We start from the raw sequence: 20,383 nt of genomic DNA on the forward strand, positions 1-20,383 counted from the left end.
GCATGCCCATCTTCGCGCTGATCGATTGCAACTCGTTTTACTGCAGTTGCGAACGGATCTGCCAGCCGGAGCTCAAGCGGGTACCCGTGGTGGTGCTCTCGAACAATGACGGCTGCGTGATTGCCCGGACCAGTGAGGTAAAGCAGCTCGGCATTCCCATGGGCGCGCCTTTCTTCCAGGTCCGAGACCAGCTCGCCGCCGCCGGCGTTGTGGTGCGCTCGAGCAACTACACGCTGTATGCCGATATCAGTAACCGGGTGATGACGGTGATGGCCAGCATGCTACCGGCCATCGAGGTGTATTCGATCGACGAGGCCTGGGGTGACATGAGCGGCGTGCAGGAAGATCTGACCGAGTACGGCAAGCGCATCCGCGCGCGGCTGCTGCAATGGGTGGGCATGCCGGTTGGCGTGGGCATCAGCACCACCAAGACGCTGGCCAAGCTGGCCAACTGGGCCGCGAAGAAGTGGCCGGCCACCGGCGGCGTGGTAGACCTCACCGACCCCGCCCGGCAGGAACGTTTGCTGCGCATCGCCGCGGTGAGCGAAGTATGGGGCGTTGGCCGGCGCCTGGCGGCCCGCCTGCGACCACTGGGCATCGAAACGGCGTGGGATCTCGCCCAGTTCGATATCGGCACCCTGCGCAAAACCTTCGGCGTCACCCTGGAGCGCACGGCGCGCGAGCTGCGAGGCATCAGCTGCATCGGCATAAACGAGGGCCCACCACCGAAGCAGGCGATCTGCTCGAGCAAGATGTTTGGTCGCAAGCTGCGGGACCTAGGACCCATCCAGGAAGCGATGGCCACCTATGTGACGCGCGCAGCGGAGAAGTTACGTCAGCAGCAGTCGCTCTGCGGGGCGCTGCAGGTGAGCCTGCAGACCCAGTATCACAACCCGGAACTGCCCCGGTACGCCAACGGCCTCACCTGCCCGCTCGCCACGCCCACGGACGATACTCGCGACCTGCTTGCCGTCGCCCTTCGCGGGCTGCGCCATATCTACCGTCCCGGCTACGCCTATTCCAAGTGCGCCGTGCTGCTGATCGATCTGAGCCAGCGTGGCGAGGTGACGCCGGACCTGTTCGCGCCAGCGCCACGGCGCGGAGCGGAGCGCCTGATGAGCATCGTCGATCAGATCAACAAGCGCGAGGGCCGCGGCACGGTGCGCCTGGGTCGCGTACCCGTCGAACCGGACTGGGGCATGCGCCGCGACATGATGAGCCGCTGCTACACCACCAATTGGGACGAGCTGATCACTGTTGGTGCCTGATATTTAGTTGACCAGGGCGGTGGTGGCACGCATGGATATGCAGAAAATCGGCTGTTCTCCAAGCGATTGGGAGGCGCCACGAGGCGCCGGGCGCTTGGTAGACGTGTATGGAGTAAACATGTCGAAGAACAAAAAGCTAACTGTCCAACCATCGAACTTTGAGCCGAATATGGATCTCAGCCCAGAGACGCTGCTTAGTCTAATCATGCAGCTAAACGATACAGATCGTCGATATCTAGTTAGGCTTTTATATGCTCTGAAAAACACCGCAATCTAAAGCTCCAGGCCCGGCATACGCCGGGCACTCAATTAACGTATGGTTAAGTGGCCGATCCAAGCAAGATAAGTAATGACGATAGCAAACGAAGCCCAAAGCTGAGGGAGGTCGTATTCGACGAATTGTCGGTTTTTGAGTGCACGGCGCCAATCAGTTAGCACCTCGCTAGGAAACATCCGCAGCCAGTTAACCTTAAGCATTCGTGCGACACTATGGCCCCTTATTAGATTAGTGAAATGTACTTCACGCCTGAACAGCATCCGTTTCAATGACTTAGCTCCGGCCGCACGGAAATTGTCGTCAGAATCTGAGAGATAACGTTGCATTCGTTGCGTTAGATGAAGCTCAGTTTTATATCTCTTCCATGATTCGTCGCAGTCATATATCCGTCGAAATCTTAACCACTCGTATCCCAAAACTAGCCATACGAAATATTTTATTATTTCTGGTCGGGCTAGAGCGAAAGCCACCCCGGAAGCCTGCACGCTATTGATGCTGCCTCCCCCAAGTTCAAATGCGATGATCAAGCTAGCGACCAGCAGCAAATTACGCCTACATTTTGAAACTTCTTCATGCATAGCTAGCGCGCTCACTTAGCAAAAAATAATTGTAGATTGCGTCATTCCTACGACCTCGATTTTAACCTACCAAGATACAACGCGACCGATTGAATTATTCGCATCGCAGGACGGAAGATGGGATCGTCCTACTGTTCAGTCGCTTTCATTCCCAGCCCATCGCGCACTGGGTGCTGCTAGTTGTAGTTGTGCCCGACAGGCGTAGCGGCCTCATGGGTGTGTCGCCCTCGGTGAGCTTGGGTTGCGTGCCGGTCCACTCGTCGCGGTAACAGGTCAGCACGCCGGTGTAGTATGCGCGCCCATTTTGGATTGGCGCCCCAGCTCGCATGAATCGCTTTGTTTTCGTATTGCTTGCCACATTCCACCTTGTTTCACACGCCCACGGCGATGCGCCGGCCACCTTCTTGGCTGCCAAGGTGATGGCCAAACAGCAGATATTCTTCGACCAGGCGCTCAGCGACCAAGGCGAACTCTACTGTGGTTGTAAATGGGAGTGGACCGGCAAATCGGGCGGCAGGATCGATCCGAAGTCTTGCGGCTACGAAACTCGAGCTCAAAAGACTCGCGCGGATCGGATCGAGTGGGAACATATCGTCCCGGCCTGGATCTTTGGTCACCAGCGCCAGTGCTGGCAGAACGGCGGGCGGAAGAACTGCGTCGCGGATGACCCTGTATTTCGGGCGATGGAAGCGGACCTGTTCAACCTGTACCCGTCCGTTGGAGAGGTGAACGGCGACCGCAGCAACTACCAATACGCAATGGTGACTGGCGTCGCCCAACAGTACGGAGCCTGCCCTACTCGCGTGGATTTCAAGAGGCGAGCCGCTGAGCCACGCAATGACGTCAAAGGCCTGGTGGCGCGCTCCACCTTTTACATGTACGACCGATACGGGCTGTCCATGTCCAGGCAGCAACAGCAGCTGCTCATGGCCTGGGATGAGCAGTATCCAGTGTCAGTTTGGGAGAAGGAATGGAACAGGCGCACCGCCAAGGTGATGGGCCACCCGAACCCGTTCGTGACGGGCGCTCGGTCTTGGAGCCTTGGCCACAAGCCATCCCGCGAGGGAATCGTGAGCGCTGTTCCTGCCCGGGCTGCTGCGGCCCCATCGTCCAAAGCCGGCAGCGCCGGCGTGATCATCGGCAATCGAAACAGCAAGGTTTATCACCTCGCCGAGGGGTGCCCAAGCTATGACAAAGTGGCGCCAAAGAACCAGGTGCCGTTCCGTTCAGAGACCGAAGCTGCAGCCGCTGGCTATCGAAAGGCCGGCAATTGCCATTAAGGGAATTCGGCACCCGCTGCCGAAGCGCTCACGTCCACATCAGCTACATGCACATCGGGGCATGGTCCCCGTCCCACTCGTCGTCGATCAGTTCCCAGGCCGAGCGCTGCGGCTCTTCCTGCTGCGGCTCCGGCTCGGTCAGGCGCTCCGTAAATGTTTCCATTCCCGGTCTAATGCGCGCATGGCAGTCGTAAGCGACGCCCTGGAGCGATGCACGTATACCTTGCGTGCGTCGAGGCAACGCCTCTATTTTCCGTAACGACTTTTCATCTTGTCAGCCAACGCAGCGACCCTTGCCGATCGCTCGTCAATCACTTCCGCCAGCACGTGTTCTAAAATCTCAAAAGCATCTAGCAGATGCCCACGATGAGCTATTCCTTCGTGAGCGGCCGTGTTGCCCAGCCATTTCAGCGCCATTAGCTGATTCCCGATCTCAGCATTCTGCTTAGAAAACTCTTCAATTCGAGCATGTAACTTTAGCTGCGAAGTTCTCCCATTCACTGATTTTTCTTGCGCTATACCTAGATGATCCATCATCAGCTCTAACACTATTCGCAATCGGCCAGCACAAGCTCCTCGATCAGCAAAGAACAAAGCAAATGCAGCGTTCAGCTCGTGCTTAATTGGATGAGGGCATTTAGTGGGGATTTCGATGATGCGCGGCATTGGTGAACAAAACTGAGGATGGAACACCTCCACCAGTTCTGCTCCATCCTCATCGTAAACCATGTCAACACCACCAACTCCAGCCACCGCAAATGTTTGACTGCATGGCGTATGCGTGCACTTCCCCCAAGCGGTAAACGTGTAGGAGATCCAGTCCGGGTCCCAGCCATCGTCACCATGCATAGCCTTGGACTCAGCCGTTTCTTCGTAACGGTGCGAGTCCTCCTCCATGATTACGTGGCCCTTCAAACAACCTGGGCATTTCCAAGCTGGTAAGCGCGAGGTTGTAACTTGTTCAGTCCATACAGATCGATCCATGTGCCCTCCTGAAAACCTCTATTGCGAAAGCGGGTCACGAGCCCCCTTCAAGTCGTTCGTATTCTCGCTGAAGTGCGCGTCTGGCGCTCGCCTCGCTTTGATAGAGATGCGTCAGCCGCTTGGGTACAGTCTGGTCGCCCTCGGTGAGTTTGTGCTGCTTGCCGGTCTTCTCGTCGCGGTACCAGGCAATGATGCCGGTATAGCTGCCATCCTCGGCCAGCTCGGCGACGTCGTCAGAGTCCGGCAGCTTTGATTCGAGCTCGAGGCTGGTGGTGTAGGCGTCCGGTGTGAAGCTGTGGCGCACGTTGGCGCCGAGCCAGACGATGGCGGCGATCTCAGCCTTGATGCCGGTGAGGCTGTAGGTCAGTTCGGGGATCAGATCAGGCCGGCCCTTCGCTAGGGTGTAGCTGAGCGTGGCGGTACCGCGTTGCAGGCGGCTCCACTCGGCGCGGGCGGCGCGCAGGGCCGCTTCCTGGTCGGTGTAGGTGTGGCGCAGGTCCTTGAGGTTGTCGCCGCCGCCGGCGATCGCCTCCTTCTTCTCGGCGCTGTTCACTTCGTAGTAGTAGGCCCGCGCGCCTGAATAGCTGTTGCGATCGGCCTGCAGGTAGCGGTGGCCATCGCCATCGGCGCGGGTGAGCGTGATATGCGGCAGCGGCGCGCCGCTGGCGGTGAGGCTTTTGCCGGCGGGCATGAACAGCAGCCGGCCGGCCTTGATCGCGGCGATGGCGTCGAACTGCTCGCCCAGGCGCGTGAGCAGGTTGGCGTCGGATTCGTTGGCCTGGTCGACCTGGGCGAGCTTGAGCGCGGACAGCGCCGCGCTGATCACCGGTGACAGGCCATAAGCCGCCGCGACGGTCTGCACGATGGTGCCCAGCGTCTGGCCGGTCCAGCTGCGCTCCTTCTTTGCGGTCAGCCCCTGGCGCATATCAGCACTACGGGCGCGGATGCTGAGCACGTCCGGCGCGCCGCTGTGCTCGGTCTCGTCCACGGTATAGCTGCCCTTGCTCACCAGCCCGGTGTCACTCCAGCCGAGCCAAAGGCTGACGGTGGCGCCACGGGGCGGGATGGCCAGCAGGCCGTCATGGTCGCTGAGGCTGATGGTCAGCTGATCCGCCTCGATGCCGCGGTTGTCGGTGAGCTCGATGCTGATCAGGCGCTGCTCGATCGCGCTGGTGATGTCTTGCCCGTTCACATCCACGCGGCAAATCGGCTGCGGGTAGGCGGTGGCCTCGCGGTAGCTGTCCGCCGCCTGTTTGGCGTAGCCCTTGGCCTGCCTGATGAGCGTATCGATCACAGCAGCCCCCGCAGGATGTTGCCGGCGCCGCTGATCGCACTGCCGAGTAGATCCACCCGCCCGTCATCGATGCGCTTGAGCAGCAGTGTGAACTCAATGCGGCGTGCCTGCCCGTCACGGAAGAACAGCGTCCGCGTCTCGCTCAGGCTCTCGATGATCCAGGTGCCGTAGACCTTTCCCGTTCCTTCCACCAACGGCCAGGCTTTGCCCGTGTCGGCCATGTAGCGCAGCGTGTCGAGGCTGAGCTGGGTACCGGCCAGGGCCGGCAGCAGCACGCCCGGCAGAGTGATGCTGTCATCGCCGCGGCCCATGTATTGGCGGGCCGGGTTGGTGCCGATGCGGCTTGTGGATCCATGGCGCCATTCGGTCTGGCGCTGGAATTCCTGGTAGGCCAGGGTCTCCAGGCTGAATACGAACATGCCGAGAGCCATCATCATGGCGGTTTACTCCTGGTCGAAAAGGGACGAGCGCGCGCGGGCGCCTTTGGCTTGCTCGCGGCGATCCAGTTCGGCCGCCACGGCGCGGGCAATCGCGTTGGCGTCCTGCCCTGGTGCAGCGTGGATGTGGATCTCGTAGGTGTTGCTGGCAGCCACGGGCGCTGCTGCAGCGGCACGCGCCGCCAATGGCGGCCGGCTGTCGATGGCTGCCATATCTGCACTAGCGAGGGCTGGCGTTCCGGCGCCGATACCGATCGCAACGGCGCCCGCCTGGGTGAGTCGCTTGGCGGTACCAGCCAACTGCTTGAGCGGGCCATCTTCGCCACCGGCTAGGCCTTGCGCGAGGCCAGCCATGGTGAAGCCGCCGAGCTCGGCAAACACGCGCGACGGCGAGTGGATGCCGAGCTTCTCCTTGAACCAGCCGATGCTGCTGTCCGCTGCACCAACCACGGCACCCTTCACTGCGCCCGCCGCACTCTTGATGCCGTTGGCCAAGCCCTGCATGAGCATGCCGCCGAAGTCGGTGAACTTAGCCGGCAGATCCACGCCCAGGTAGCTCAGCGCACCCGCAAAGGCGCGATACAGCAGGCCCGCCGGGCTGAAGTTGAGGATGGTGGCGGCAATGCCGCCCGGCCCGCCGGAGAAGCCCGCTTTGATCTCAGCCCACAGCCCCAGGAAGTACGGCCCGACCTTGTCCCAGTTGCGGTAGATGAGGTACGCGCCGCCAGCGATCGCGGTGATCGCCAGGCCGATGGGGTTCATCATCAGCGCGCGCCCAATGAACAGAATGCCCTTGCCCACCAGTGGCAGCGCCGTTTTGCCCAGGTTGAGCAGCGTTTTAGCCAACCCACCGCCCTGAATGCCGAACAGCATCATGCCGTAGCGGACCATGGCGAACGGGCCGAGGATGCTGGCCATCGCCAGGGTGAGCCCGCCCATGCCGGCCATGAGAATGGCCACACCGGCAGCGGTCTTGACGATGTTGGCGGCGAGCTTGGGGTTCTCGGCGATCCAGCCCTTCACGCCGCCGATAATGCCGGTGAGCGTTTGGGTGATCTCGCGCATGGGGCCGTTTTGCTGTTCCTGGAGCTGAATTCCGAGGTCCTCCCAGGCGCTGCCGAGCCCGCTGAGGTCGCCCTTGAGGTTGTCGGCCATGGTCCGCGCCGTTGTGCTGGCCTCGCCCTCGGTCTTCTTGAGCGTGCTGACGAACTCCTGCAGCGCGCCGGTACCGGCTTGCTTGACCAGCACTTGCATGCCGGCAACTGCCTCCTCGCCGGCGATGTGCTTGAGCAGCCCGGCCCGCTCGGCGTCGCCCATGTTCTTGGTTTTCTCGTAGATCTCCTGCAGCACGGTGGGCATATCGCGCAGGTTGCCCTGGGCATCCTTCGCACTGATGCCGAGCGTGTTCAACGCTTTGGCCGCTGCGGCTGGTGGTGCGCTCAGGCGGTTGAGGATCGCCCGCAGCGCGGTACCGCCCATGCTGCCCTGAATACCCGCATCGCCCAGCTTGCCGGCCATGGCCGCGACGGTCTCGATGTCCTGCCCAACGCTTGCGGCAACCGGCCCGGCGTACTTCATCGTCTCGCCAAGCATCTGCAGGTTGGTGTTGGAGCGCGTGAAGGTTCCGACCAGGACGTCACCGAGCCGGCCGGTTTCGCTGGCCTGCAGGTTGAATCCTGTGAGGATGTTCGAGGCGATGTCCGCCGTTTCAGCCAGCTCACTGTCGCCTGCTTTGGCCAGATCGAGCATGCCAGGCATTGCGGCCTGAATTGCCTTCGGGTCGAAGCCTGCCATTGCCAGATAACCCTGGGCGTCGGCGGCTTGGCCAGCGGTGAATTGGGTGCTGCTTCCCAAGTCCCGGGCCTGTTGGCGCAGCGCTTCGAGCTCGGGGCTGTTCTGGTCCAGCCGCGCCAAGGCCTGCACCTTGCTCATGCTGGTATCGAACTCCAGCCCCGGCGCCAACATGCGCGCCCCGGCGTAAAGCATGCCCCCGCCACTTGCCAGCCCGCCGGCGCCGGTCGCAGCCATGCTGCCAGCGAGCTGTTGGGTCCGTTCGTATTGCGCCTTAGCCTGACCGAGGCGCTTTTGCTGTGAGGTGAGCCGCTTGAGACGCTGCTCCTGCTGGCCCAGTGTCTGGTTGGTGCGATCGACGCGCTGCCGGAGCTCACGCTCATGGTCGGCCAGGTTACGGGTGCTGATGCCCGCCTCGCCCAGCTTGCCGCGCAGGCCCTGGAGTTCGCGCTGCTGTTCGCTGTGTTTCTGCTTGAGGGCGTGGCCCTCGCGCACAGCGCTTTGGAATTCTCGGGTCAGCGCCCGCGTGGGCGTTGTCGTGTTGGTCATCTCGCGCGAGAGCTGCTTGATCTTCTCGCGGTTGGCCTGCAGCGCAGCGCCGGATTGCTCCGACGCGCCCTTGAGGTTGCGGAATGAACTGACGTCTTTCTGTAGGGCCTGCAGGCCCTTGAGTTCGCCGCGGGTGTCCTTGAGGGCACGCCCCAGGCTGGTGGCGCCGCTGGCGATGGTGCGCAGCGGGCGCGTGGCGTTGTCCAGCGCCTGCAGGTTGACCTTGAGGTTTAGATCACGCGCCATGCGTGCGCTCCCATCGTTCGATGGCGCGCTCGCGCCAATCCATCAGTTCATGCAGTGCCATGCCCTGCATCTGCTCGGGGGCCCAGTGGAACACCAGGGCGATGTCGGCCATGACGTCATCTACGCTTCGGGGGATTCCGCAGAGCTGGCCTTCTTCTGCAAAAAACCCGCGATGGCATCCGCGCAGCCCAGCAGATCGGCAACGTCCAAGGCCGCAACTTCCTGCTCGGTCAGGGTCGGCTGGCTGATGCGAGGTACCAGGCGGATGGTGGCGTTGACGTCGCCGTTGATCAGGTCGGCCAGCTTGAGGCCGCGCAGCTCGCCGGCAGCCGGTTTGCGCAAGGTGATCTCGATAATGGTGATCGTCTCGCCGCGCTTGATGGGCTCCTCGAGCACGATCTTGTCGCTGTAAGTGGGCTTTCTCATGGGGTTGCTCCTTGGATTGATTCAGGAACGCCGGCGCGCTGGCCGGCGCCGGGATTACAGGCCGATGGCCTTGCGGTGTTCGGCGAGGCGGTCTTCGCCGTTGACGATGAACACGAAGTTGAGCAGGTCGATTTCGATCTCCACGTTGCCGCCCACGCTGAGCTTGTAATAGCTGCAGGCGGTGGTGATGGAATGCTCGGTGTCCTCTCCAGACTCGGCATCGCCGAAGTCGATTTCTTCATGCCGGCCGCGGGCGACCACTTCGACGGCGGTGACCGCGCCGGTGTCGTCCTGCTGCACGGAACCGGCCCAGCGCAGCATCACGCCGTCAGCCTGCACGGCGCCGAACTGGCGCAGGACGGTCAGGTCCCAGCCGCCGAGGGTCCACTCGATCTGGATGCCATCGTCGCTGTGGCCAAGGTCGACCTTCACCGGGCCGTCCATGCCAGCGCCACGCCAGGCCTCGAGCTTGCGACCGAGGGTTGGCAGGGTGACGGACTTGCACTGCCCAACGTAGCTGCCGCCATCGTTGAACAGGTTCATGTGCTTGAGTTTCTTGGGCAGGGCCATGGCTGGGCTCTCCTACGGCGCGGCCGGAGCCGCGCGGATCAATTGGGATTAGGCGGAGGTCACGCTGGCAGCGAAGTCGACCAGATAGCGGTCGGTGATGCGCTGGCGGAGCATGAGGTTCTCGAGCGGCGGGACGGGGGTGTAGTCGTAGTCCAGGTACAGCTTGCCGGCCTTGAGGGTGTCCTTGTCGTTGGCGGCCGGGTCGAACCAGCATTCGCCGTCGATGATGTAGCCGTTGCGCTTGAGCTCGCGGAACTTGGCGTTGATGCCTTCGACGATGTCGCGCACCAGGCTGCCGTGCATAGGCTTGTCGATCGCCCAGAAATGCGCCTCGGCCATGGTGTCCGCCAGCACCTGGGCGGTGCGGGTGTAGTTCTCGAAGGCGAAGAGCGGATCCTCGGTGCAGGTGCGTGAGCCCCAGAAGCGGAAGCCATCCCGGCGGATCAGCGTGGTGACCTCCTCCGCGTTCAGCAAGCCGGCGTCGGTGGCCGGGTTCTGCAGGTCCCAGTAGATGTCTTTCGACAGGCCGGTAACGCCATTAACCGGCACGTTGGAAAGCGTCTTGTGCCAGCCGACCTGCTCGTCCAACTTGGCGCGAAGGCCTAGGGCGCGAGCCACGGCGCTGGCCGGTACGTTGGCGCTGGTAGCGGTGTCCCAGTTGATGAAGTCCGGCCAGATCAGCATGAGCTCACGGGCGCCGAAGCCTGCACGGTAAGCGATCGCTTCGGAGACGGTGGCGCAGCCCCAGGCGCTGGCATAAGCAAAGGCCCGCAGCTGCTGGGCGATTGCAACGAGCTCGGTGGTGACAGGCAGCGAGTCGAGCCCAGGAATGCCGAGGATGCGCGGACGCACGCCCAGCTGGGCCTCAGCGGCGAGCAGTGCTTTCATGCCGGTGTACTGGCCGTCAGCGGTCACGCCGCCGATGATCTTGGTGACCTGGTCGGCTTCCTTGGCGGCATCGTCGACACCATCACCATCAGCCACGCGAACCACAACGGTGACGGGTGAGGCTTGGTCGGCTATGGCATCGAGGCTGCGCGCCAAGGTGCCCAGCTCGCCGGCTTTGCCGGAAGCGGTCAGCACGTCGGTGAGCAGCACGGGTTTGTTCAGGGGGAAGGCAGTGGCGTCGGCATCGCTGGCGGTGCAGACCATGCCCACCACGGCGGTGGCGATTGTGCGGATGGGACGTGTGCCCTCGTTGATTTCGAGGACGCGGACGCCGTGATGGTAATCGGTGGCCATTGGGCAGCTCCTGGTGGGCGTGGTGCCAGTTCAGTGAGCCTTGATCGTGACGCGCGCGCGCAAGAGCTGCGAGCGGCGGGCCGTGTAGCGGCGGGTGTTACAGCGCGCAGGTACAATCTCGCGCATCTAAAGGGAGAAACGAAGATGCTGAAGAAATGCATGGTGTTCATCGCGACAGCGGTAGTGATCGCCGCGATTTTTATTGCACTGGGGGGTGCCGAAGAAAACCCGATGCTTGGCTTCGGCCTGTCGCTCACGCTTATAGCCGGCCTAGTAACGATGGGACTTTCGACCATGAGCAAGATGGTTGCTATGCGCGTCCAGTTCGAGCCAACTGAAGCGCCGGAGAACAAGCAGTCGAGCCGTTTTACGCATACCCATCAGCTGCAGGGTCTCGATAACCAAAAGTCAGAAACCTTCAGATTGCTCCAAGACGTGTCCGCTTCGGTCGACGAGCTGGAGCAAAAAGTCTCCAGCATGGAATTCGATCAGCGGGCGCTAAAAAATCACGTACGCATATGTTTTGACAACATCCGCTACCACGAAATAGTCACCCTTCCCCAGGCTCTTGCTTCGTCGTGGGGCGGCACGGTTATGAGCACCGTAGTCGGCTTAGTAGGAGCCGTGATCGCAGCGTTTCCGCAAGCCGCTTTCCAGTACGCTCAATCCGCTAACGCTCTGCTGCAAACGGCGATCTGACGAACCGGTCCCGATTAAGGGGGACCGGTATAAAGGCGCCTGTTCAGGTTTGTGCATTCCCAACACCCACCACTGCTGCCTGAATGGCGGCGATGGTTTCGGCGGCAATGTTCTGGGCCTGTTGGGTGTCGCCCGCTTCCATCGCCTGCTGGACGAGCTCCTTGGCCTGCAGGCGGGTTTCGCGGATCTGGTACAGCGCCTCGGTGTAGGCCGCAGCCTCGGCGAGGATGTCGTCTGCCGCTTGCTGCGCAGTGCGGCCGTTGATGGCCCAGGCGGCGACGGTGCGGGGCACATTGTCCGCTGGGTAGCCGGCGGCCTTGAACTGGGCCGCTTCGGCAGCTGCGCGCTCGTACTCAATGGTCCGGGTTGGGTCGCCGACGACAGCAGCGCGGGCGGTGTCGGCTGCAAGGTCGATCCGTACACGGAGGTCGCTTGCGGAAACGGACGGCACGCTAGGAGCGTGGAATTTTGTTCCATCCCACACCCAACCTGGAGCGCACCCTAATGCTTGGCCCACCGCCTGCCATATTAGCGAGGGATGAAAACGCCCTGCTGGGTCTAGGTCCGTGATTTCGGCCACGGTGCCGTTTTCGATTCGCGCCCACATAGTCATCACCACTCGATTATCACGACGCCAGGCATGCCTTGCGTTGTTGTTGTTTCGGACCCGCCGCCGCCAGAGCCTGGCGCAGCGCCGGAGAGCCCGCCCCCGCCCGATGACCTTACCCCGCCGCCGAATATTGATACGCCTCCGTCACCTGAACCACCGATACCGGCACCGCCTTGAACAGGGCCGTCAGACCCGAAGCCGCCCGCGATATTCAGAGTTCCCCCGGCTCCAGCACCAGGGCCTCCGCCAGCCGAATTCGAGCCGGCATATTGCTGGCCGCCAAAACCACCCGTAGCGGAGCAGTAAACGCCAAACGAGGTCGTGCCACCCGACGTTGAACCGAATTGCCCACCAGCACCGACAGTAACTGCAACCGATGCGACTCCAGACAGTGCCTGTTTCTTCTTTGCGCAGCCTCCTGCGCCGCCCCCGCCCCCTCGCCCGTTGCTTGAACCTGAAGCGCCTGCACCGCCACCGCCGACGACAGTTACAGTTGGAACGCGGCGACCACTTCGAAGCACCGCCGGAACGGTAAACGTATGATTCCCGACTCCGGTATAGGCCAGAAGCCCGCCGGCAATACTGCCCGGCAGCTGCGCCTGTCCAACACACCACCATTTGCCGGCGCCATCGCTGCGCAACCGCAGGAAGTCGCCAGCAAATAGCAGCTCGGTGGTGGCCTGTCCCGCCGCCTCAGCCGTGGTATCGAGCATGATTTTGTCGGTACCACTCGCGGCGATCGCCAAGGCGTTGCTGGTCACATCGACCCGCCGCAGCGTGACCTCACGCACGCCGATGGCTGCGTTAGCAGCCGGCAACGTGAAGGTGCGCGCCCCGCCACTGGCGTCGAGGAGTAGCAGGCCAAGCTGCGCTGCGGTAATGGCTGCCGTAGCGGAAAGCGTGACGACGCCCCCGCGCAGCTGGTACTGGCTGTGAGGGTCGGTTGCGGCGAGGTGGTCGACAATCAACGTATCGGCGTAGGCACGCGTTGCCAACACCACGCTCGGGTCGATCTTTAGCGAGATGCTCTGTGTGCTGCTCACTAGGATATTGAGGCGAACCACCTGAGTGCGACCGCTGCCCTGGGCAAGTTCCGGCTTGTAGGTCGGCGGGCAGTTGGCCACGGCAACCAGGTCACCCGCTTCGTCGTATAGACCGATCTCGCGGATCCACCAGCCGCCGACGTCCTCGGGGATGACCTGCTCGGCGATGATGATCGAGCTGTTGTTCGCGTCGATGCTCAGCTGGTTAAGTGGGGCCCGGCGACGTTCGTTGACGAGCGCAGTTTGCGTGCGGATGGGCATGGGCTCCGCGCCGTTGCCATCGCCCACGCCGAGCTGGGTAATGTTCCAGGGCACGCCCAGGGCGGTGGCGTTGGCCAACCGGGCCTCACCGACGGCGGTGAGAATGGCCATAAATTTCGAGTTCTGGTCTGCCATATCAGCGGATGTCCATGGTGTCGATGACGTGTTCGCGTGCGCCCCAGGCCAGCGTGCCGCCGACCTCGATATCGCGCGCCGCGGGTGGGTATACGGTGAGCTCGTCGCCTGTGGTCAAGGCAGCGCCGATGTGTGCGGTGCCAGCGACGTCCAGCCCGATGGCTAGCCCCACCAGGTGGCGGCTGACGGGCTTGGCGTCGTCAATGAGCCAGGTCAGTTCCTGGTACATGGCCTCGGTGATGCCGGTATCGAGCACGCCGACCAATAGGCGGAAGGTGCCGGGGACGCCGAGCGGGGCCTCCTCCCACCACTCACGCACCTCGATTAGATAGCCCAAGGGTTCCACCACGCGGCGAAGCGCGCCGATGGTGCCTTTGTGGGCATGGATGAAATACGCGGCGCGGATGGCATCGCGCTTAGCACGATCGGGCCAGGCGCTGGACCAGCGATCGACGGAATACGCCCAAGCGAGATACGGCAATAGCTCGGCTGGGCAGGTGTCTGGGTTCCAGAGCTCGCGCAATGGCACAGGTACGCGCTGCAGCTGGGCGAGCGCCTCGGCGGCGAGGCGTTCCAGCTCGCTGGCGTTTGGCGGCAGCAGGCTCTGCATCAGGCCTCCGCTACCGTGACGGTGTAGCCGGTGCAGTACGGCGATTGCGCTTCGGTTGCAACGATATCGACCCAGGCGGGCAGCTCGACGCGGCGCACACCCTCGATGTGCAGTGCGGCATCGAGCGCGGAGCGGTTGACCTCCAGCCCCAAGCGGCGGCGCTGGTTGACCAGGGCGGCAAGCCGGGTTTCGGCGGCGGCACGGATCGGCTCGGCTTCTGGCCCTACGGTGTTGAGGTGCAGCACAGCGGTGACGCTATAGGGCAGCACCTCGGCGCTTTGCACGGTGAGGCGATCGGCTACCGGGCGGCGGTCTTCGTCGCCGAGGTAGGCAGCCACTGTCGCGAGCAGATCGGGCTCCGCGGTGCCGTCGTTCAGGGCGCTTTGTACTGTGACCACCACTTCCGCCGGGCTGGGGCTGATGCAGGACGCATCCGCTGCGCGGCCATCGGCGCTGCGTGCGTGGAATATGTAAGCGTTGCGCGGGCCGGCGGTGCTGAGCCCTTCCATCGCCATCTGGATCCGCTCGCGCAGCGAATCGTCAGACTCCATCACCGCAGCCACAGGCGGCACGGCGCTCGGGTTGGCCGGGGTGATGACCAACCTGGCCACATTGAAGCGGGCGCCGATCTGCTCCAGGTCGGCCCCCTTGGCGAACGGCAGTAGCACGGCGAGCGCGGCCTCGTTGATGCGCTGGCGAAGCAGCGTTTCGCGGTAGGCGCTCTCCTGCAGCAGCTTGGTCAGCGGCTCGGACTCAAGCTCCAGGGTGGCGGCGATCTGCGCCTGCTGAGCGGCTGGCCATAGGCTGACGGCATAGGCCTTGCGCTCGGCGAGGATCTGCTCGTAGTCGAGCTGCTCGATCACGTCCGGCGTGGGCAGCTGGGCCAGGTCGATGGGGGTGAACGTGGTCATGCTGCAGCTCCAAGGGCGAGCGGCACGCGCAAGCTGAGCGGCTCGTTGCTGTCGGTGCGGGTGCCTTCCAGATCAAGGACGGCTTGGCCGGGCGCATCGCCAAGGCTGAGCTGCACGCGGCTCAAGCGGATGCGCGGCTCCCAGCGCATCAGCGCCATGGCTGTGGCGGCATAGGCCTGCAGGCGGGTGGCGTCGTTGAACGGGGCGTCGATTAGGTCAGGCAGTTGGCTGCCGTATTCCCGGCGCATCACGCGCGAGCCGATCGGCGTGGTGAGGATGTCGGCGATCGACTGCTGCAGGTGCGCGGCATCGCTGATCGTGCGGCCGGTTTTCGCGGACATACCGATCATTGCGGTTTCCCCGTGCTGCTTGGGCCGCTTTGCACGCCGCTGTGAACGTGACTGACCAGACTGATGCCTGCCGCGACCACGTCGTCACTGACGGTTACCAGCCCGGTGATGGTGACATCGCCCAGGATGGTGACGCCGCCGGTGGCGGTGATCTGCGCCTTGCCACCATCGGGCAGCGTGGCGGTGAGCGTGTGGCTGTCGTGGTCGTAATCGATCACAGCCCCGTCCGGGTATGTCCGGCGGCGCACGTTGGCGCTGTTCGCCGGGGCCGGACGTTGCTGTGAATAGAGCCCGACCAGGGCAACGCCCTGAGCCGGTTCGCCGCTAGGGCTGAAAAGGATGCATTGCTCGCCGACGGTTGGTGGGTCCCAGTCGAGGCTGCTACCAGCGCGCAGGGCGAGCCAGGGCAGATTGGGAACGGTGAGCCCGCCGGAACTGACCGTGCAGCGCGCAGCCTGGTGGTCCACCGCGGCGATGGTGCCGAGGCGGATCAGGTTGTCGATGCGGCGAATCAGGTCAGAGATGTTCATGGGCCCATGCTGGCGGTCGCGCGCGCGCGGCGCATTCGCTGGGCTGTGTAGCGGTGGGCGTTACAGGATCAAGGAACCAGGTGCTCGAGCAGGCGGTCGCGGATCAACTCCACATCCGAAGGTGTGAAGCCCAAAACTTCGCGGCGGGCGTATTGAACGTCCGGCATGCCCCGGCCGGGTTTGTCCCGCAGGCCGTACTGGTGAATACGGGCGATGCGCGACACGCGACTGGTGAAGCCGATGGCGATCGAACTGGCATCGCTCTGCAGCCGCATGTAGCGGGCGGTGCGCAGCTTGGTGAGCATCTTCTTGCGTTTGATGCGGCCCTGCTTGGCGCGTAGCTCCTCGCGGGGCTTGCGCGGTGCGTAGGGCGTGCCATCGGCGTTCTTCTGGGCGGCGATGCGCTGCTGCTGGCTACGCCGCAGGTCGCGGGCGACGGATTGGGTAATTTTGCGCCGCTCGGCGGGCTTCAGCCGGTTGAGCAGCGCGCCGGCCCAGTCTTCAAGCGCGCGCAGATCGTCAGCCATTGGCGCCCCACTCGGCGAGCAGCTCGCCGTCGCTGGTCTCTACGCGCATTGCCGGTACAAGGAACAGTTCGTCATCGACCACGGGCTCAGCCGGGTGGCTGACCTGCAGGGTGCCATCTGCCCGGCGCTTTACGATCACGCGCTCGGTGAGCGGCAGCGTAATGGAAAGGTCCACTTTGCTGTTGTCGAGGATGTCCGCCTCGAACTTGATCGCGTCGCGGCCCTTCTCCAGGTTCTCCATCAGCTCGCGCTGGTTGACCAGCACCCAGGCAAACAGCGGGATGGCCACTGCATCCGGATGGCCGGCGAAGTCGGTGAGGATGATGTTGAGCGTGTAGCTGTACTCAAACGACAGGCCCGGCGCCGCGGTGCTGCGCATGCTGCCGTTGTCGACGAAGGTGAGCAGCCGATCGGGGTTGCGCTTGAGCTCGGGCACCGCAGCCACCAGGTGGGCGCGGAGGGATTCGGGTTTGTTCATGGCGTGGCGCTGCGCTGGTTGTGGTCAACGACCAGATCAACCTTGGCCGCACATTCTCCCCAGGCGCTCATGAGGTAATCGCTGTCGTCGCTGAGCTCGCCGTTACTGGACGGGGCTGCCGGGTTGAGCATGCAGCGCGTCACGACCGGACAGCCACTGACGGTAACCTGCGGCTCCGGTGATGGCGGGACGTTGGTGCAGGCGGCGAGCAGCATCAGGGAGAGGCTGATCAGCCCAGTTTTGCAGAGGTGGGTCATGGCGTTGGCGGTCCTTCTTTTTGAGCTGATCGGTGGCATGGGCTTGATGCAGATCGCTGGTGGTCTGCTGCAGTGAGAGCTGGTCGGCGCGCTGCGCGGCGACCTCACCACCGAGGCGGATGATGGTCGCGGCCTGCCGCTCGTTGCGCTGCTCGAGCTTTTGCTGGCGTTCGGTGGCGAGATCCGCGCGGGCGGCTTCTGCATCGATGCGCTGCGCCTGAAAGTTGAGGGCAAGCGCCATGGCGATGAATACGGATGCGATGGCGAGCCAGACTTTCCAGCTGGTCATTGGCGATACCAACCGGCGAGGTTCATGGCGGCTTCATCCATCTGGCGAACCTCGCCGATCAGCACCAGGCAGCGCACGCCTGGTACCGCGACGTGCAGCGCCTCAGCGAACTGCTCTGCCAGATGCGGCGACGTGTCGGCCGGCAACTCGAACACATCACCATCCTGGGGGCTGTGCTTGCGGATCCGCTCATGGTCGATCATGCGGCCTGCTCCTGGGCGTGTTCGCCAGCGAACTGGGCATAGGCGCGGGCCAGCTTCACGTCGTAGAGGTTCTTGGCGTAGGCCGGGCCGTTGTAGCGCTTGGCGAACTCTGCCCACTTCTTACCCTTCAGCGCCTTGTGCAGTGCCGGGTCGGTTTCGATAAAGCAGACGAAGGCGTCAAGCTGGGCGGCCTCGCTGAGCGACATGGTGTCCGCGAAGTGCTGGGCGTCCATGTAGCCGAGGCGCTCCCAGTGGTAGCCCATGATCTGAAACAACCCCCAGCTGGCCGATTCCAGCGCCGAGGCGACGTGGATCTGCTTGGCTTGGGCAAGGCGCTGATGTTCGACGGTGCCGCCGGCATAGCCACCGGTGCGGCGGTTGACCAGGGCGGGATACTGCGCGGCGCTCTGCTCGGCCTCTGCCTCGGTCATGCCGTTGGCCTGCAGGCGAGCAAACATGACGTGCCGCTCGAAGAGGATCACCGGGCGACCGTTGGCCAGGAAGCCTTCGCCCTTGCTCTCTACCTGGTTGACGGCCATGACGCTGGCCAGCGGGACGCCGAGACGCTCGGCGGCCTGCTGCAAGTCCTTGCGCTTGAGCAGCCGGGAGATGTCGGCGCCGGCCAGTGCGGCGAGGGTCTTTGACCCAGCCACGCCGTCGTCAACCAGGCCGACCTTGAGTTGGTAAGCGCGGACAGCGGCTTCGGTGTTGTCGCCGAAATCGCCATCCACGTACAGACCAGCGCCGTGGCCGTTGAGCTGGTTTTGCAGCTGGCGCACGGCCAGGCCGCGCGAGCCGTTACGGAGTGCGGTCATAGCTGGTCTGCCTTTTTGATGATGACTTTCTTCGCCGCGGCGCGGCTGGCTTCGACGCCGAATAGCCCAACCATGCAGGCGAGGAATACCCCAGCCTGCTGCGGCGCGCCGATCAACGCGGGCCCATAGGACACGCCGATGCCGAGCAGCCCGCAAAGCGGCGCCTCGAGCGCGAGCTGTCGGAGCTTGCCGCCGCTGTAGATGATCCGCCACACGGCGATGAGCATGGCGAGCGCGCCGGCGTAGATCGCCGGGAAGTTTGCTTCCAACCAGGCGGCAAGCCACGCCCAGGTTTCCGGTCTGTCAGGCATGTGCTTCATTCCGCTGTCCAAGGTTGAGTGTGTGGATGTGCCGGACTACTTCGCCAAGCAGAGCCGGGCTGTACCGCTGCGGGAGCGGATAGCCCAGCCCGGCGGCGCAGAATTCACTGCAGAACATCCGGCGTTTGTTGTCGATGGTGATCGGGAGGATCTGGCTGCCAAGCAGGCCGAGCCAGTCATAGCCGCGGCCCTGGTTGGCACTGAACAGCTGCTCGATGCGGGTGGCATCGGCCCAGGGCACCGGGATCAGGTCCCAGTGGGTAAGGTCGAGCTCGATGCGCTTGGCACGCACGCCACCGTCCATGCCGGACGCAGACAGCCAGCGACCGTCCGGCATGACCAGCTCGCAGTGGCTGTAGATCGAGCGTGTCCAGAGGCGAATCAGGCGATTGAACAGCGTGCCTTTGCCCTTGTAGAGCGCAAGGTAGATCAGTCCCATAGGTTCACCATTTGGCGTTGTTCGGCACGCACGGCCTGTTCCGGCAGCTCGATCAGCGTGCCGTGAGGGATGACCGGGCCGAGGTCGGCCAGGCCGGGGTTAGCTTCGAGAACTTGCTCGACGACGCCTGCGGTGCGGCCGTAGTGCCGCCAGCAGATGGCGTCGACGGTGTCGCCCTGCTGGGCGCGCAGGCCGGCCATCAGGCGCGAGCCCCTGCAGGGGGTTCATCGGGATAAACGAACGGGCCGTCGTCGGAGACCAGCGCGCCAGGCGAGACGCCAGTTTCAACGACGCGGCAGACCGCCAACCCGAGCGGGTGCATGATTTCCCGGTTGATTCGCTCAAGCAGCCCGCGGCGGCTGATCTCGTTCCAGTCGATCGTTTCCATCAGATCAACTCCACGGTGGTGTGCTTGACGCCGAGGATGCTGCGGATCGCCCAGCGGACATCGCGGCGGTATTCGTCGGCGGTTGGGGTAAGTGCTTCAGCGCGCTCGGCTCCGTCACCGGTGGCGCTGTAGTCGCGGTACCGTTCGGCCAGCTCAGCGCCGGCGCTGCAGTAGACGGCGCGGCGGTAGAGGTGCAGCAGCTGGCTTTCGCCCTGGATCTGGTCGGCAGGTACCGAAGCCAGGTCGGCGTAGCCGGCGGCCATCTGGCTGTACTTCCAGCTGTGCAGCTCGCGGTTGACTTCGATCACAGCGTTGACTGCTGCGACTTCCAGGCGGGCATCAGTGATGCTGCCATCGAGGCGCAGTGATTCGCGCATGTGCTGGCCGTCCAGGTCGGGATACCAGCCATCGTTGGTGATGGGGTGCGGCTCTTGGCTGCCCCCTGATGCGATGAATGCGCTCATGAATTCTTCCCTAGTTCGGCGGTGGTCGGGGCGTCACGACAAGGCAAGGAGAAAACCCGTCGATCAGCCCCGAGCCGCCGGGGGGCGTGGGGACGCTCAGTTAGCGGGTGGC

General features: G+C 63.5%; 27 protein-coding genes and 1 pseudogene. 3 read left to right on the plus strand and 25 right to left on the minus strand.

The window, feature by feature from the left end; genetic code table 11:
- The first annotated feature begins 2 nt into the window (after positions 1–2).
- Both EA797_RS04415 and EA797_RS04425 read left to right on the plus strand, forming a co-directional pair.
- Positions 3–1,268, plus strand: a complete 1,266-nt coding sequence (locus EA797_RS04415; protein ID WP_122163938.1) for a Y-family DNA polymerase — start codon at positions 3–5, stop codon at positions 1,266–1,268.
- 1,181 nt (positions 1,269–2,449) lie between these two features.
- On the plus strand, positions 2,450–3,403 hold the full coding sequence (locus EA797_RS04425) for an endonuclease (protein ID WP_122163940.1): 954 nt from the start codon (positions 2,450–2,452) through the stop codon (positions 3,401–3,403).
- A 246-nt stretch (positions 3,404–3,649) separates the two neighbouring features.
- Here EA797_RS04425 and EA797_RS04430 read toward each other — a convergent pair whose 3' ends face one another.
- Genes EA797_RS04430 through EA797_RS04465 form a run of 8 tightly spaced genes read right to left on the minus strand, consistent with a single transcriptional unit; the run spans position 3,650 to position 10,942 of the window.
- Positions 3,650–4,387 (minus strand): DUF4145 domain-containing protein, encoded by a 738-nt coding sequence (locus EA797_RS04430; RefSeq protein WP_122163941.1) that lies wholly within the window; start codon positions 4,385–4,387, stop codon positions 3,650–3,652.
- Positions 4,388–4,421: 34 nt separating this feature from the next.
- Complete coding sequence (locus EA797_RS04435; protein WP_122163942.1) at positions 4,422–5,681, minus strand: phage late control D family protein; 1,260 nt, start codon at positions 5,679–5,681, stop codon at positions 4,422–4,424.
- A complete protein-coding gene (locus EA797_RS04440; RefSeq protein ID WP_122163943.1) occupies positions 5,678–6,118 on the minus strand; it encodes a phage tail protein in 441 nt (146 codons plus the stop codon). The genes EA797_RS04435 and EA797_RS04440 overlap by 4 nt, the downstream gene beginning before the upstream one ends.
- Before the next feature lie 6 nt (positions 6,119–6,124).
- Complete coding sequence (locus tag EA797_RS04445; RefSeq protein WP_122163944.1) at positions 6,125–8,704, minus strand: phage tail tape measure protein; 2,580 nt, start codon at positions 8,702–8,704, stop codon at positions 6,125–6,127.
- Positions 8,694–8,816, minus strand: a complete 123-nt coding sequence (locus EA797_RS04450; protein WP_122163945.1) for a GpE family phage tail protein — start codon at positions 8,814–8,816, stop codon at positions 8,694–8,696. Before EA797_RS04450 ends, EA797_RS04445 begins: the two co-directional genes overlap by 11 nt.
- A gap of 8 nt (positions 8,817–8,824) precedes the next feature.
- Positions 8,825–9,130, minus strand: coding sequence for a phage tail assembly protein (locus EA797_RS04455; RefSeq protein WP_122163946.1), 306 nt, complete (start codon positions 9,128–9,130; stop codon positions 8,825–8,827).
- A gap of 54 nt (positions 9,131–9,184) precedes the next feature.
- Entirely contained in the window at positions 9,185–9,700 is a 516-nt protein-coding gene (locus EA797_RS04460) for a phage major tail tube protein (RefSeq protein WP_122163947.1), read from the minus strand.
- A gap of 48 nt (positions 9,701–9,748) precedes the next feature.
- Positions 9,749–10,942, minus strand: a complete 1,194-nt coding sequence (locus EA797_RS04465; RefSeq protein ID WP_122163948.1) for a phage tail sheath protein — start codon at positions 10,940–10,942, stop codon at positions 9,749–9,751.
- A gap of 144 nt (positions 10,943–11,086) precedes the next feature.
- Here EA797_RS04465 and EA797_RS04470 point away from each other — a divergent pair, with 144 nt between their 5' ends.
- Positions 11,087–11,641, plus strand: coding sequence for a hypothetical protein (locus EA797_RS04470; RefSeq protein WP_122163949.1), 555 nt, complete (start codon positions 11,087–11,089; stop codon positions 11,639–11,641).
- 43 nt (positions 11,642–11,684) lie between these two features.
- Here the strand turns inward: EA797_RS04470 and EA797_RS04475 are convergent, their stop codons facing one another.
- The 17 genes and pseudogenes from EA797_RS04475 to EA797_RS04550 all read right to left on the minus strand — a co-directional run bounded on the left by EA797_RS04475 (position 11,685) and on the right by EA797_RS04550 (position 20,271).
- Positions 11,685–12,092 (minus strand): phage tail protein, encoded by a 408-nt coding sequence (locus EA797_RS04475; protein ID WP_167468764.1) that lies wholly within the window; start codon positions 12,090–12,092, stop codon positions 11,685–11,687.
- A 161-nt stretch (positions 12,093–12,253) separates the two neighbouring features.
- Complete coding sequence (locus EA797_RS21940) at positions 12,254–13,666, minus strand: phage tail protein (protein WP_425275560.1); 1,413 nt, start codon at positions 13,664–13,666, stop codon at positions 12,254–12,256.
- Between the two features lie 25 nt (positions 13,667–13,691).
- On the minus strand, positions 13,692–14,300 hold the full coding sequence (locus EA797_RS04485; protein ID WP_122163951.1) for a phage tail protein I: 609 nt from the start codon (positions 14,298–14,300) through the stop codon (positions 13,692–13,694).
- Entirely contained in the window at positions 14,300–15,211 is a 912-nt protein-coding gene (locus EA797_RS04490) for a baseplate J/gp47 family protein (protein WP_122163952.1), read from the minus strand. The genes EA797_RS04485 and EA797_RS04490 overlap by 1 nt, the downstream gene beginning before the upstream one ends.
- Positions 15,208–15,561 (minus strand): GPW/gp25 family protein, encoded by a 354-nt coding sequence (locus tag EA797_RS04495; RefSeq protein WP_122163953.1) that lies wholly within the window; start codon positions 15,559–15,561, stop codon positions 15,208–15,210. Before EA797_RS04495 ends, EA797_RS04490 begins: the two co-directional genes overlap by 4 nt.
- Entirely contained in the window at positions 15,558–16,091 is a 534-nt protein-coding gene (locus tag EA797_RS04500; protein WP_122163954.1) for a phage baseplate assembly protein V, read from the minus strand. The genes EA797_RS04495 and EA797_RS04500 overlap by 4 nt, the downstream gene beginning before the upstream one ends.
- A 68-nt stretch (positions 16,092–16,159) precedes the next feature.
- Entirely contained in the window at positions 16,160–16,618 is a 459-nt protein-coding gene (locus EA797_RS04505) for a phage virion morphogenesis protein (protein ID WP_122163955.1), read from the minus strand.
- On the minus strand, positions 16,611–17,096 hold the full coding sequence (locus EA797_RS04510; protein ID WP_122163956.1) for a phage tail protein: 486 nt from the start codon (positions 17,094–17,096) through the stop codon (positions 16,611–16,613). The genes EA797_RS04505 and EA797_RS04510 overlap by 8 nt, the downstream gene beginning before the upstream one ends.
- Complete coding sequence (lysC, locus tag EA797_RS21945; protein ID WP_341866916.1) at positions 17,093–17,353, minus strand: Rz1-like lysis system protein LysC; 261 nt, start codon at positions 17,351–17,353, stop codon at positions 17,093–17,095. Before lysC ends, EA797_RS04510 begins: the two co-directional genes overlap by 4 nt.
- Positions 17,283–17,642 (minus strand): annotated as a pseudogene (locus EA797_RS04515) (DUF2570 domain-containing protein); the annotation flags it as partial. The gene lysC and the pseudogene EA797_RS04515, both read right to left, overlap by 71 nt.
- Positions 17,639–17,845 carry a hypothetical protein gene (locus EA797_RS04520; protein ID WP_122163958.1) on the minus strand — a complete coding sequence of 69 codons (207 nt, stop codon included), beginning with the start codon at positions 17,843–17,845 and terminating at the stop codon, positions 17,639–17,641. The pseudogene EA797_RS04515 and the gene EA797_RS04520, both read right to left, overlap by 4 nt.
- Entirely contained in the window at positions 17,842–18,660 is an 819-nt protein-coding gene (locus tag EA797_RS04525) for an N-acetylmuramidase domain-containing protein (RefSeq protein ID WP_122163959.1), read from the minus strand. The genes EA797_RS04520 and EA797_RS04525 overlap by 4 nt, the downstream gene beginning before the upstream one ends.
- Complete coding sequence (locus tag EA797_RS04530) at positions 18,657–18,980, minus strand: phage holin, lambda family (protein WP_244214061.1); 324 nt, start codon at positions 18,978–18,980, stop codon at positions 18,657–18,659. Before EA797_RS04530 ends, EA797_RS04525 begins: the two co-directional genes overlap by 4 nt.
- Positions 18,964–19,419, minus strand: a complete 456-nt coding sequence (locus EA797_RS04535) for a hypothetical protein (protein ID WP_208644408.1) — start codon at positions 19,417–19,419, stop codon at positions 18,964–18,966. The genes EA797_RS04530 and EA797_RS04535 overlap by 17 nt, the downstream gene beginning before the upstream one ends.
- Positions 19,410–19,619, minus strand: coding sequence for a tail protein X (locus EA797_RS04540; protein WP_122163961.1), 210 nt, complete (start codon positions 19,617–19,619; stop codon positions 19,410–19,412). Before EA797_RS04540 ends, EA797_RS04535 begins: the two co-directional genes overlap by 10 nt.
- Positions 19,619–19,807: a DUF7415 domain-containing protein gene (locus tag EA797_RS04545; RefSeq protein WP_122163962.1), complete on the minus strand. Its 189-nt coding sequence runs from the start codon at positions 19,805–19,807 to the stop codon at positions 19,619–19,621. Before EA797_RS04545 ends, EA797_RS04540 begins: the two co-directional genes overlap by 1 nt.
- Positions 19,807–20,271 (minus strand): head completion/stabilization protein, encoded by a 465-nt coding sequence (locus EA797_RS04550; protein WP_122163963.1) that lies wholly within the window; start codon positions 20,269–20,271, stop codon positions 19,807–19,809. Before EA797_RS04550 ends, EA797_RS04545 begins: the two co-directional genes overlap by 1 nt.
- Positions 20,272–20,383: the final 112 nt, after the last annotated feature.

The organism is Stutzerimonas zhaodongensis, from assembly GCF_003696365.1.
Taxonomy (GTDB): Bacteria; Pseudomonadota; Gammaproteobacteria; order Pseudomonadales; family Pseudomonadaceae; genus Stutzerimonas; species Stutzerimonas zhaodongensis.

What these genes read in the sequence shown, in the direction of transcription:
- EA797_RS04415 (WP_122163938.1), top strand. Translation starts at nt 3, where the DNA reads ATGCCCATCTTCGCGCTGATCGATTGCAACTCGTTTTACTGCAGTTGC.
- EA797_RS04500 (WP_122163954.1), bottom strand. Translation starts at nt 16,091, where the DNA reads ATGAACATCTCTGACCTGATTCGCCGCATCGACAACCTGATCCGCCTC.
- EA797_RS04545 (WP_122163962.1), bottom strand. Translation starts at nt 19,807, where the DNA reads ATGGAAACGATCGACTGGAACGAGATCAGCCGCCGCGGGCTGCTTGAG.
- lysC (WP_341866916.1), bottom strand. Translation starts at nt 17,353, where the DNA reads ATGACCCACCTCTGCAAAACTGGGCTGATCAGCCTCTCCCTGATGCTG.
- EA797_RS04460 (WP_122163947.1), bottom strand. Translation starts at nt 9,700, where the DNA reads ATGGCCCTGCCCAAGAAACTCAAGCACATGAACCTGTTCAACGATGGC.
- EA797_RS21940 (WP_425275560.1), bottom strand. Translation starts at nt 13,666, where the DNA reads ATGGCCATTCTCACCGCCGTCGGTGAGGCCCGGTTGGCCAACGCCACC.
- EA797_RS04510 (WP_122163956.1), bottom strand. Translation starts at nt 17,096, where the DNA reads ATGAACAAACCCGAATCCCTCCGCGCCCACCTGGTGGCTGCGGTGCCC.
- EA797_RS04495 (WP_122163953.1), bottom strand. Translation starts at nt 15,561, where the DNA reads ATGATCGGTATGTCCGCGAAAACCGGCCGCACGATCAGCGATGCCGCG.
- EA797_RS04425 (WP_122163940.1), top strand. Translation starts at nt 2,450, where the DNA reads ATGAATCGCTTTGTTTTCGTATTGCTTGCCACATTCCACCTTGTTTCA.
- EA797_RS04505 (WP_122163955.1), bottom strand. Translation starts at nt 16,618, where the DNA reads ATGGCTGACGATCTGCGCGCGCTTGAAGACTGGGCCGGCGCGCTGCTC.
- EA797_RS04520 (WP_122163958.1), bottom strand. Translation starts at nt 17,845, where the DNA reads ATGATCGACCATGAGCGGATCCGCAAGCACAGCCCCCAGGATGGTGAT.
- EA797_RS04550 (WP_122163963.1), bottom strand. Translation starts at nt 20,271, where the DNA reads ATGAGCGCATTCATCGCATCAGGGGGCAGCCAAGAGCCGCACCCCATC.
- EA797_RS04535 (WP_208644408.1), bottom strand. Translation starts at nt 19,419, where the DNA reads ATGGGACTGATCTACCTTGCGCTCTACAAGGGCAAAGGCACGCTGTTC.
- EA797_RS04445 (WP_122163944.1), bottom strand. Translation starts at nt 8,704, where the DNA reads ATGGCGCGTGATCTAAACCTCAAGGTCAACCTGCAGGCGCTGGACAAC.
- EA797_RS04540 (WP_122163961.1), bottom strand. Translation starts at nt 19,619, where the DNA reads ATGGCCGGCCTGCGCGCCCAGCAGGGCGACACCGTCGACGCCATCTGC.
- EA797_RS04490 (WP_122163952.1), bottom strand. Translation starts at nt 15,211, where the DNA reads ATGACCACGTTCACCCCCATCGACCTGGCCCAGCTGCCCACGCCGGAC.
- EA797_RS04470 (WP_122163949.1), top strand. Translation starts at nt 11,087, where the DNA reads ATGCTGAAGAAATGCATGGTGTTCATCGCGACAGCGGTAGTGATCGCC.
- EA797_RS04465 (WP_122163948.1), bottom strand. Translation starts at nt 10,942, where the DNA reads ATGGCCACCGATTACCATCACGGCGTCCGCGTCCTCGAAATCAACGAG.
- EA797_RS04455 (WP_122163946.1), bottom strand. Translation starts at nt 9,130, where the DNA reads ATGAGAAAGCCCACTTACAGCGACAAGATCGTGCTCGAGGAGCCCATC.
- EA797_RS04450 (WP_122163945.1), bottom strand. Translation starts at nt 8,816, where the DNA reads ATGGCCGACATCGCCCTGGTGTTCCACTGGGCCCCCGAGCAGATGCAG.
- EA797_RS04525 (WP_122163959.1), bottom strand. Translation starts at nt 18,660, where the DNA reads ATGACCGCACTCCGTAACGGCTCGCGCGGCCTGGCCGTGCGCCAGCTG.
- EA797_RS04440 (WP_122163943.1), bottom strand. Translation starts at nt 6,118, where the DNA reads ATGATGATGGCTCTCGGCATGTTCGTATTCAGCCTGGAGACCCTGGCC.
- EA797_RS04430 (WP_122163941.1), bottom strand. Translation starts at nt 4,387, where the DNA reads ATGGATCGATCTGTATGGACTGAACAAGTTACAACCTCGCGCTTACCA.
- EA797_RS04530 (WP_244214061.1), bottom strand. Translation starts at nt 18,980, where the DNA reads ATGAAGCACATGCCTGACAGACCGGAAACCTGGGCGTGGCTTGCCGCC.
- EA797_RS04485 (WP_122163951.1), bottom strand. Translation starts at nt 14,300, where the DNA reads ATGCAGAGCCTGCTGCCGCCAAACGCCAGCGAGCTGGAACGCCTCGCC.